We start from the raw sequence: 10,284 nt of genomic DNA, 5'->3' as shown, positions 1-10,284 counted from the left end.
CGCTAACCTCTTGATTTACCAGAGGTTTCGCCTAAGGCCTGCGCCGGAGAAGGTGCGCATTATAGGCACTCAGAATCTTACGTCAACGGTTGTTTTGGTTTTTTGGAAGCACAGCAGTAAGGGTGCTTCTCCGCTTTTTATATAGGCACGCAGCCAGCGTTATATAACAGGTTTCTTCAATCTGGATTCGGCAGGCTTTACACTCAGCGCCTGTCTTTGATCACTCTGATGGCCCAAATGCCGCACATTTCAACTGAGCCGCTCGATCTGCTGCTGTTTCCTACCTGGCTTGTCCCGGTAGAGCCAGCCGGCGTTGTGCTGCGGAACCATGCATTGGGAATCCGGGACGGGCGCATCGCGCTTATAGCACCCCGCGAAGAAGCCGGTCGTTATCTCGCCAAAGAAACACGCGATCTTTCCGGAATGCTTCTTGCCCCAGGGTTTATTAATGCTCATGGCCACGCGGCTATGACTCTTTTTCGCGGCCTGGCTGATGATCTGCCGCTGATGACTTGGCTGCGTGGGCATATCTGGCCGGCCGAAAGCCGATGGGTCGACGAAGCGTTCATTAATGCAGGCACAGAGTTGGCGATTGCCGAGCAGCTACAGAGCGGCATCACCTGCTTTTCCGACATGTACTTCTTTCCAGAAGTGGTCAGCCGGCTGGTGCACAAGCATGGAATCCGCGCGCAGATCACAATTCCAGTGCTCGATTTTCCGATTCCAGGCGCCCGCGATGCCAACGAGGCACTTCGCAAAGGGATTGCCCTCTTTGACGATCTCAAACACCACCCGCGCCTGAGCGTCGCATTTGGGCCCCATGCGCCCTATTCAGTCAGCGACGATAAGCTAGAAAGCATCCGCACGTTGGTTGCCGAAATGGATATCGGCATTCATATGCACGTCCACGAAACAGCGAATGAGGTAGAGGAAGCGCTGCGCGAGCATGGCGAGCGCCCACTGGCTCGCTTGGCGCGCCTTCAGCTTTTGGGGCCACGTTTTCAAGCCGTGCACATGACCCAAGTAAACGATGACGACATCGCTCTGCTGGTCGAGCACAACTGCAGCGTGATCCATTGCCCTGAGTCCAACTTGAAATTGGCCAGCGGCTTTTGTCCAGTGGAGCGTTTGTGGGAAGCGGGCGTCAATGTGGCCATAGGTACCGATGGGGCTGCCAGCAACAATGACCTCGATCTGCTGGGAGAAACCCAAACCGCAGCGCTGGTTGCAAAGGCCGTTTCGGGTTCCGCGACTGCGCTCAATGCCCATCGTGCTCTGCGCATGGCGACGCTCAACGGTGCGCGGGCGCTCGGATTGGATGACCATACCGGATCGCTTGAAGTCGGGAAATTTGCAGACTTGGTGGCCTTCGATCTGTCCCGTCTTGCCCAACAGCCCGTCTATGATCCCATATCCCAACTGATCTATTCCTGCGGCCGAGACTGCGTGCGACACGTATGGGTGGCCGGCAAGCATTTGCTGGATGATCGTCAACTGACCCGTATGGACGAGGAACAGCTCGTCGCCACCGCTCAGGAGTGGGGGAGGAAGATCGGCTCCAAACACTGAGACGAGGCTACCCTCAACCGAAGCTCCGCGACAAACTGACGTATACGAAGCGTCCTATCGGGTGTCCCGCACCTGAGCAAAGCTGGCAACATGGGCATTTGCAGCTCAAGCTTCCCCTTCAGGCTTATAAATTGGAACAAACCATGAGCAACGTCGACCACGCCGAAATCGCCAAATTCGAAGCCCTCGCCCATAGGTGGTGGGATCGCGAAAGCGAGTTCAAACCGCTCCACGAAATCAATCCGCTCAGGGTCAACTGGATTGATGAGCACGTTTCGCTGGCCGGCAAAAAGGTCCTGGACGTCGGCTGCGGTGGCGGAATTCTCAGCGAAGCCATGGCTCAGCGTGGCGCTACCGTGACAGGGATCGACATGGGCGAGGCGCCTCTGTCCGTTGCCCGCCTGCACTTGCTTGAGTCAGAACTGGAGATCGATTACCGACAGATCACTGCCGAGGCGCTGGCTGACGAAATGCCTGCGCAGTTCGATGTAGTGACCTGCCTCGAGATGCTCGAACATGTGCCGGATCCCGCTTCGGTCATTCGCGCTTGCTACAAGATGGTGAAGCCTGGCGGGCAGGTGTTCTTTTCGACGATCAACCGCAACCCAAAGGCCTATGCGTTCGCCATTATCGGCGCTGAGTACGTGCTGCAGCTGTTGCCGCGCGGTACGCATGATTATCGGAAATTCATTCGCCCCTCGGAGCTTGGCGCCTGGAGCCGCGAAGCCGGACTTCTGGTGAAGGACATCATCGGCCTGACCTACAACCCCATGACGAAACACTACAAGCTGTCGTCTGATGTGGATGTGAACTATATGATCCAGACACTGCGGGAGGCGTGATGCCTCTGCGCGCGGTTTTATTCGATATGGACGGGACGCTGCTTGATACAGCGCCGGACTTTATCGCTGTGGCTCAGGCCATGCGCCTGGCGCGCGGTCTTGCTCGTGTTTCGGACCAGCAGGTGCGTGACGTCGTCTCCGGCGGTGCTCGGGCGATGGTGCTCAGCGCTTTCGATGTCGATCCACTTTCCGATGAATTTGAGCTGCTCCGCCTGGAGTTTCTCGAGCGCTACCAACAGCATTGTGCAGTCGAGAGCCGCCTATACGACGGGATGGCAGAACTGCTCTGCGAGATCGAACAAGCCGATCTGATCTGGGGTGTCGTCACCAACAAACCCGTGCGTTTCGCCGAGCCGATCATGCAGCAATTAGGGCTCGCTTCTCGTTCGGCTGTTCTGGTCTGCCCCGATCACGTCAGCAAAAGCAAACCCGACCCCGAGCCGATGCTGCTGGCCTGTAGTCAGCTGGACCTCGATCCTTCAACGGTTCTGTTCGTTGGAGACGATCTGCGGGATATCGAGTCCGGACGCGCTGCGGGGAGCCGCACGGCTGCAGTGCGTTACGGCTATATCCATCCTGATGACGACCCAGATACCTGGGGCGCGGATGTGGTAGTGGATCATCCGCTTGAGCTGCGAGGATTTCTCGCATCGCGAAGGCTGGATTGACCCTCAACGATCAGCAGCACACTTTCTATGGCAACCACCAACGGGCTATCGCCCCGCTCTGTTTATGAGGCTTCAGATGTTCGAGTACTCAGCCCGCCCCGACCTGCTCAAAGGTCGGATCATCATGGTCACCGGCGCAGGCCGAGGAATTGGCGAAGCCGCCGCAAAGGCCTACGCAGCATATGGGGCGACCGTGCTCCTGCTGGGCAAAAATGAGGACAACCTCAACCGGGTCTACGACGAGATTGAAGCAGCCGGCTGGCCACAACCTGCGGTAATACCGCTCAACCTTGAAACCGCCTTGCCGCATCAGTACGACGAACTGGCCGCAACCGTCGAACGTGAATTCGGGCGACTGGACGGGCTTCTGCTCAATGCCAGTATCGTTGGCCCTCGCTCACCGATTGAACAGCTGTCCGGCGACAACTTCATGCGCGTAATGCAGGTTAACGTCAATGCAACCTTCATGCTTGCCAGTACCCTGCTGCCGCTACTGAAACTGGCAGATAACGCTTCGGTAATTTTCACCTCCAGCAGCGTTGGCCGGAAAGGACGCGCCTACTGGGGTGGGTATGCCGTCTCCAAGTTCGCCACCGAGGGCTTGATGCAGGTATTGGCTGATGAGCTGGACGGCACCAGCTCCGTGCGCAGCAATAGCATCAATCCTGGCGCTACGCGGACAGACATGCGCGCCAAGGCGTATCCAGGCGAAAACCCTGAAGCTAACCCTTTGCCTGATGAAATCATGCCTATCTACCTGTACCTGATGGGGCCAGACAGTTACGACGTCAATGGCCAAGCAATGGACGCCCAGTAAGTACCCGGCCTGCGCCTGTTTCCTGGCGCAGCAACGGCGGTGTGAGTGTCAAATTGGCATCATGCTGTCGTTTCGCTGGCAATCTGTTGCCGGCAAATCTCAAAGCGACAACCTAATCCGTTGTTTTCAAATGCATTTTCAAGTTGGCATCATATTCGCTAGAGAACCTCTATCAACGCACGCAGCGTTCTGAGGTTCATATCATGCTGGCAGACAAGCAGCCCCCTTCGACAATCGACATCAGCACCGCCCGACTTCGACGGCTGGATATCAGTTGCAGCAAGACTTTATCCACAAGCCAGCATGGCTTTTCCGAACGGTTAAGGCATTTGGCGTTGCGCTTACAAACCAGCCTGGAGCTCGATCGACTGCTGGAGTTCTTCTTTGAAGAAGTCAGTAATCTGGTTCCACTACAAGCCCTTTCCTACCGTCACTCAGGGACGGATTTCCAACTTCACATTGGCGAAGTCAACGGCTTCGATGTCAGTTATTCGCTCTCCCATAGCGGGGACTGCCTCGGCGAGCTGCGCCTGTTCAGCTCGAGCTACGTACCTGACTCGATATTGGAGCAGCTCGAAAACGCCCTCGACTGCCTACTGTTCCCGTTGCGCAATGCATTGCTTTACCGCCAAGCCGTTCAAGCCTCGCTCAAAGATTCGTTGACTGGTGCAGGGAATCGCACTGCGATGGTCCAGGCGTTATCGCGCGAAACTGAACTGTCCCGCCGTCATTGCCAGCCCGTGTCAATCATCATGCTGGACATGGACCATTTCAAACGCCTTAACGATATCTACGGGCACCAGGCGGGCGACGCCGCGCTGAAAGCCACCGCGCTATTGCTCAGAGAACAGCTACGCAACGTCGACATGGTGTTTCGCTTTGGCGGCGAGGAGTTCGTTCTGGTGTTGTCCAACAGTGGGCCGGAGGCCGCGGCTGTTGTGGCGGAACGGATCAGAGCCGCCATCCAGAATCTCTGCTTCTTGGTCGGTGACAAACAGGTTCGACTGTCAGCCAGTCTCGGCTGCGCCACATACCAACCTTGCGAGTCGCAGGACGATCTACTGCATCGCGTCGACCAGGCGCTGTATCAAGCCAAAAAAGAAGGTCGCAATCGGACCCGCATGGCATCGCTATAGCAGCAAAGCTACGCCGACCAAACAAAAGGGCGAGACCATAGTGGCCTCGCCCTTCTTTTTTCGCTTCTCGCTACGCCGTCAAGGCCGTTTGGAACGATCACCACGTCCGAAACCAGGACGCTGCCCGTCGGTCGCAGCCGGACCGCCACGCTTGGCAGGCGCCGGCTTGCCACGGTCGCGGCTAACAGCGCTTGGCCGCTCCGCCACCGGTGTGCCGCGGCTTGGTTTGCTGCGCTCATCCGTGTCGCGCGGCTTGCGTGCAGGTTTGTCACCGCGAGCGCCACGACCGCGACCGGCATCTCCAAGCACATCAGCCTCATGCGAAGAGCGCAACACGCGAGGCTTCCGATCACCGCGGCCGATGGGCTTTGCCACCTTGCGCTGCATGCGATCGAGCTTGTCCTTAGCCTTGGCCTTCATGCCTGGCAACGCCACTGACTTGAGGCCAACTTCTTCACTGAGGATATCGACTTCGCCTTGCGACATCTCGCGCCAGCGCCCCATTGGAAGGTCCGAAGTCATGAATACAGGACCAAAACGCACACGCTTTAGACGGCTGACCACCAGTCCCTGCGACTCCCATAGGCGCCGGACTTCGCGGTTACGACCTTCCATCACTACGCAGTGATACCAATGGTTGAAACCCTCACCGCCAGGCGCTTCCTGAATGTCGGTGAAACGGGCCGGGCCGTCTTCGAGCATCACGCCCGTCTTCAGGCGCTCGATCATCTCCTCGTCAACTTCGCCACGTACCCGCACCGCGTACTCACGGTCCATTTCATAGGATGGATGCATCAGACGGTTCGCCAGTTCGCCATCGGTGGTGAACAGCAGCAAGCCTGTCGTGTTGATGTCGAGGCGACCAATGTTGATCCAGCGTCCCTCTTTTGGACGTGGCAGCCGGTCGAATACCGTCGGACGACCTTCTGGATCGTCACGGGTGCAAATCTCGCCATCGGGCTTGTTGTAGATCAGCACGCGACGGACCATTTCGGCCGCTTCTTCACGCTTGAGCAAGCGGCCATCGACGGCAATCGCATCGTGCAGATCGACACGCTGGCCGAGTGTCGCTACGGATCCGTTGACCTTGACTCGGCCAGCCGCGATCCAGTTTTCCACGTCTCGCCGCGAGGCAAGGCCAAGACGGGCCAATACCTTCTGCAGTTTTTCGCCGCGGGCGATGTGAGGGGTTGTTTCTTCGTGTTCGGTCATCTGGGCACCTCCCGGTGTGGCAATTCCGATTGAAAGGCCGCGCACTATACGCGCAACGGTTTACCGAAGCACGAGAAGGTTAGCAGCCAGAAAGGAGGCACGCCCGGCGCGCCTCGATCTACAGTCAGCCCTTCGCCAAAGAGGCCAGCGCTTCAGCCGTGGCCTGCTGTATCGCAGCCCAATCCCCGTTCTTCAACGCGGCGCCATCGATCATCCAGGTTCCGCCGACGCACATGACGTTAGGCAGCGACAGGTACTGAGCGGCATTGCCTGCATTGACACCACCTGTGGGACAAAAACGAACGTCGGCGAACGGTCCTCCAAGCGCCTTGATCGCAGCGACCCCACCACACACTTCGGCCGGGAAGAGCTTGAAGCGCCGATACCCGAGCGCGTAGCCACGCATGATGTCGGAGGCATTGCTGATGCCGGCCAGCAGGGGCACGGAGCAATTGACGCCGGCTTGCAACAGTTCATCGGTGCAACCCGGCGAGACGATGAACTGAGCACCAGCGGCCTCGACCTCGTCCATCATGCGCTTGTCCAGCACCGTACCGGCACCGACGCACAGGTCCGGCCGCTCCTGGCGCAGGCGGCGAATGGCAGTCAGCCCATGTGCCGAACGCAGGGTTATCTCAAGCGCCGTCAACCCACCAGCGGCGAGAGCGTCAGCCAATGGCAGGATTTGTTCCTCGCTACCAATGGTGATCACCGGCAGGATGCGAGCTTCGGTACAGATCTTCTCGATCAGCGCGTTTTTCTGGTCCATGGTCATGGAAAAGTCCTCGGGCCTCACGGGCACCAGTAGATCTCTAGAGGTGAATGCAGAAATGCGCGAATCGGCATCTGCGAAGGTTCGAGCCGCATGGCCTGGCGCAACGTTTCCAGCTTGGCGGAGCCTTGAATCGCCAGGCACTGAACGCGTGCCGATGCCAGCAGCGGGAAGGTCATGCTGATGCGTTGCTCGGGGCTTACAGGTGCCAGCATTGGCAGGCAAAGGTCAGTACCGTTTTCAGCCAGGCCTCTTGCCAACAGCGGGCTGTTCGGAAATAGCGACGCCGTGTGACCATCGTTGCCCATTCCAAGTACCAGCACATCGATTGGCCGAGCGAAACCCTCCAGCTTCTCACTGGCGAGCTCTGCCGCTTGCTCCAGGGTCTCAGCGGCTTGATACAGACCAACAAGTTGGGCGTCGGCCGCTGCGTTTTGTAGAAGATGTCGACGGAGCAAGCCTTCATTACTGTCCGGGTCTTCAGGTTCGACCCAACGCTCGTCAGCCAAGCTGACCTGCACTTTCGCCCATGGCAACTTGCGCATGGACAGCGCTTCGAGGAACGCTATCGGGCTCCGTCCACCCGATACCACCAAGCTTGCTCGACCATGATTGGCAACTGCGTACTGCAGCGCAACTGCAACCCGGTCAGCCAACGCCTGCGCCAGCTGATCGGGCCCCGGCAGGCTGTGGGCGACCACATCGGACGGCAATTCGAGTTCAGAGATCGCCATACCAGGACCTCCCATCGCGGGTAATCAATGCAATGGACGCAACAGGCCCCCAGGAGCCAGCCGGATAGGGCTTGGGTGCGTCACCGATCCGCGACCAGCCATCAATCAGCTGATCGCACCATTTCCAGGCATATTCAATTTCATCCTTGCGAACGAACAGGTTCTGGTTGCCCTGCATCACTTCGAGCAGCAGGCGCTCATAAGCATCCGGAATGCGCGAGCTCTTGTAGGTCTCGGAGAAGTTCAGCTGAAGCGGGCCGCTACGCAAGTGCATGCCCTTGTCCAGGCCCTGCTCCTTGGTCATGACCTGCAACGAAATGCCCTCGTCCGGCTGCAAACGAATGATCAGCCGGTTGCTGATCAACGACCGCTGCTCAGGCGCAAAGATATAGAAAGGTGGTTCTTTGAAGTGGATGACGATTTGCGAAACCTTTTCCGCCATTCGCTTGCCGGTGCGCAGGTAGAACGGCACACCAGACCAACGCCAGTTGCAGATATCAGCCCGCAACGCAACGAAGGTTTCGGTGCTGCTCTCAGCGTTGGAGTTCTCTTCCTCCAAGTAACCCGGAACCTGCTTGCCGCCCACCGACCCGCCAATATATTGGCCACGCACAACCTGGCGAGATAAACGCTCTGGTGTGATCGGCGCCAGTGCCTTGAGCACCTTCACTTTCTCGTCACGGATGCTGTCGGCGGTCAGATCGCTGGGCGGGTCCATGGCGATCAGACACAGCAGCTGCAACAGGTGATTCTGGATCATGTCCCGCAGCTGGCCGGCCTGATCGAAGTAGCCCCAGCGGCCTTCGATGCCAACTGTCTCGGCGACTGTGATCTCGACGTGGGAGATGTGGTGTTGATTCCACTGAGTCTCGAACAGGCTGTTGGCAAAACGCAGCGCGATCAGGTTCTGAACCGTTTCCTTACCGAGGTAGTGGTCTATCCGGTAGATGCGCGTTTCGGGGAAATACTGCGCAACGGCATCGTTCACCAGTCGCGACGAGTCGAGATCGTGCCCGATTGGCTTCTCCAGAACGACTCGCGTCTGTTCGGCCAGACCAGCTGCCGCGAGGTTTTCACAGATGGAGCCGTAAACGGCAGCCGGCGTGGCGAAGTAAGCGATTAGCGGCATCTCGGGCGCGACATTATCAGCCAGCGCTGCGTAGTCTTCCGCGTTACGGAAGTCCATGGTCAGATAGCTCAACCGCTCCTGGAATCGATTGAGAACAGCTTCGTCCAGCTGGGCAGCGGGCACGTAGCGGCGCAGCGCCTGATCGATACGCTCAAGATGAGCGGCCGGCTCACCCTGATCGCGCGAAAGCGCCAGGATGCGCGTATCGCTGTTAAGCAGCCCCGCTCGATCAAGCTGATAAAGTGCCGGGAACAGCTTGCGCAGCGCCAGATCACCGAGGGCGCCAAACAAGGCGAAGGTAGTTGCGTCAACAGTAATAGCAGGCATGATTTTTATACTAACCAAATTAGGCTGCACGACAGGTTTATCGGCGCAGTTTAAGCACAAAATGTTGTTATTAAAACAACATACCCTGATTTTTTCGTGCACCGGATTCGCTACTATCCGTAGCCTCGGGCACGAGCCCCTGAAGGAAGAGACATGGATCGCATGAAAAATCTCTTGGAACAGATAAAAAACCGGCTCGATGAGCTGAACAAGGCAGAACGCAAGGTGGCCGAAGTCATCCTTCGCGACCCCCAGGAAGCAACGCGCTACAGCATCGCGGCACTGGCGCAAGCGGCAAAGGTCAGCGAGCCAACGGTGAATCGCTTCTGTCGCTCATTTGGTGCGGCCGGCTATCCGGCCCTGAAAATCCAGCTGGCACAGAGTCTCGCCAGTGGTGCTGCCTATGTCAGCCGGGCCGTAGAGGCCGATGACGGCCCAGAAGCCTATACGAGAAAGATATTCGGCAGCGCCATTGCGTCGTTGGACAGCGCTTGCCAGGCAATCGACCCGCAGGCGATCAGCCATGCCGTGGATTTGATGATTCAGGCACGGCAGATTCATTTCTTCGGCCTTGGCGCTTCGGCATCGGTGGCGCTAGACGCTCAGCACAAATTCTTCCGGTTCAACCTGCCGGTGACCGCACACAGCGACGTGCTGATGCAGCGGATGCTGGCTTCGGTTGCGCATACCGGTGATCTGTTCGTGATCATTTCCTATACCGGACGCACCCGTGAGTTGGTGGAAGCTGCAACCATCGCTCGCGACAACGGTGCATCTGTTCTCGGCTTAACCGCGGCAGACTCGCCGCTGGCCAAGGTCTGCACGTTGAGCCTGGATATTCCGCTGCCGGAGGATACGGATATCTATATGCCGATGACCTCTCGAATCATCCAGCTGACGGTACTCGACGCGTTGGCTGCAGGCGTGACATTGAAGCGAGGTGTGGACTTCCAGCCACATCTGCGCAAGATAAAAGAAAGCCTGATGGCGACCCGCTACCCAAGCGAAGAGCACTGACTACTTCTTTTTCTTCTTCGCCTTGCCCAGCTGTTTCAGCCGCTGGGCGGCTACTTCGTTG

Annotated in this window: 10 protein-coding genes; 6 read left to right on the top strand and 4 right to left on the bottom strand. The window is 58.0% G+C overall.

The features are described from left to right. The first annotated feature begins 228 nt into the window (after positions 1-228). The 5 genes from PSTU_RS0114220 (at position 229) to PSTU_RS0114200 (ending at position 5,032) form a co-directional block, all read left to right on the top strand. Positions 229-1,569 carry a TRZ/ATZ family hydrolase gene (locus tag PSTU_RS0114220; protein ID WP_019341696.1) on the top strand — a complete coding sequence of 447 codons (1,341 nt, stop codon included), beginning with the start codon at positions 229-231 and terminating at the stop codon, positions 1,567-1,569. 143 nt (positions 1,570-1,712) lie between these two features. Next, positions 1,713-2,411 carry a bifunctional 2-polyprenyl-6-hydroxyphenol methylase/3-demethylubiquinol 3-O-methyltransferase UbiG gene (ubiG, locus tag PSTU_RS0114215; RefSeq protein WP_019341695.1) on the top strand — a complete coding sequence of 233 codons (699 nt, stop codon included), beginning with the start codon at positions 1,713-1,715 and terminating at the stop codon, positions 2,409-2,411. Further along, positions 2,411-3,079, top strand: coding sequence for an N-acetylmuramic acid 6-phosphate phosphatase MupP (gene mupP / locus PSTU_RS0114210; protein ID WP_019341694.1), 669 nt, complete (start codon positions 2,411-2,413; stop codon positions 3,077-3,079). The genes ubiG and mupP overlap by 1 nt, the downstream gene beginning before the upstream one ends. Before the next feature lie 76 nt (positions 3,080-3,155). Further along, on the top strand, positions 3,156-3,896 hold the full coding sequence (locus tag PSTU_RS0114205; protein WP_019341693.1) for a YciK family oxidoreductase: 741 nt from the start codon (positions 3,156-3,158) through the stop codon (positions 3,894-3,896). Positions 3,897-4,099: 203 nt separating this feature from the next. Beyond that, positions 4,100-5,032 carry a diguanylate cyclase gene (locus PSTU_RS0114200; protein ID WP_019341692.1) on the top strand — a complete coding sequence of 311 codons (933 nt, stop codon included), beginning with the start codon at positions 4,100-4,102 and terminating at the stop codon, positions 5,030-5,032. Positions 5,033-5,110: 78 nt separating this feature from the next. On the opposite strand, the gene rluB is transcribed toward PSTU_RS0114200, so the two are convergent. From rluB to zwf, 4 genes are all read right to left on the bottom strand, one after another. Continuing rightward, positions 5,111-6,244 (bottom strand): 23S rRNA pseudouridine(2605) synthase RluB, encoded by a 1,134-nt coding sequence (rluB, locus tag PSTU_RS0114195; RefSeq protein WP_019341691.1) that lies wholly within the window; start codon positions 6,242-6,244, stop codon positions 5,111-5,113. 124 nt (positions 6,245-6,368) lie between these two features. Continuing rightward, positions 6,369-7,019: a bifunctional 4-hydroxy-2-oxoglutarate aldolase/2-dehydro-3-deoxy-phosphogluconate aldolase gene (locus tag PSTU_RS0114190; protein WP_019341690.1), complete on the bottom strand. Its 651-nt coding sequence runs from the start codon at positions 7,017-7,019 to the stop codon at positions 6,369-6,371. Between the two features lie 17 nt (positions 7,020-7,036). Continuing rightward, positions 7,037-7,750 carry a 6-phosphogluconolactonase gene (gene pgl / locus PSTU_RS0114185; RefSeq protein WP_019341689.1) on the bottom strand — a complete coding sequence of 238 codons (714 nt, stop codon included), beginning with the start codon at positions 7,748-7,750 and terminating at the stop codon, positions 7,037-7,039. Then, positions 7,737-9,206 carry a glucose-6-phosphate dehydrogenase gene (gene zwf / locus PSTU_RS0114180; RefSeq protein ID WP_019341688.1) on the bottom strand — a complete coding sequence of 490 codons (1,470 nt, stop codon included), beginning with the start codon at positions 9,204-9,206 and terminating at the stop codon, positions 7,737-7,739. Before zwf ends, pgl begins: the two co-directional genes overlap by 14 nt. A 153-nt stretch (positions 9,207-9,359) precedes the next feature. On the opposite strand from zwf, the gene PSTU_RS0114175 reads away from it, so the two are divergent. Further along, positions 9,360-10,223, top strand: coding sequence for a MurR/RpiR family transcriptional regulator (locus PSTU_RS0114175; protein ID WP_019341687.1), 864 nt, complete (start codon positions 9,360-9,362; stop codon positions 10,221-10,223). Positions 10,224-10,284: the final 61 nt, after the last annotated feature.

Origin of the sequence: Stutzerimonas stutzeri SDM-LAC, assembly GCF_000235745.1 — a bacterium.
Lineage (GTDB): Bacteria > Pseudomonadota > Gammaproteobacteria > Pseudomonadales > Pseudomonadaceae > Stutzerimonas > Stutzerimonas stutzeri_H.
The sequence above is the reverse complement of the archived record's forward strand: the minus strand, read 5'-3'. Positions and strand labels throughout refer to the sequence as shown.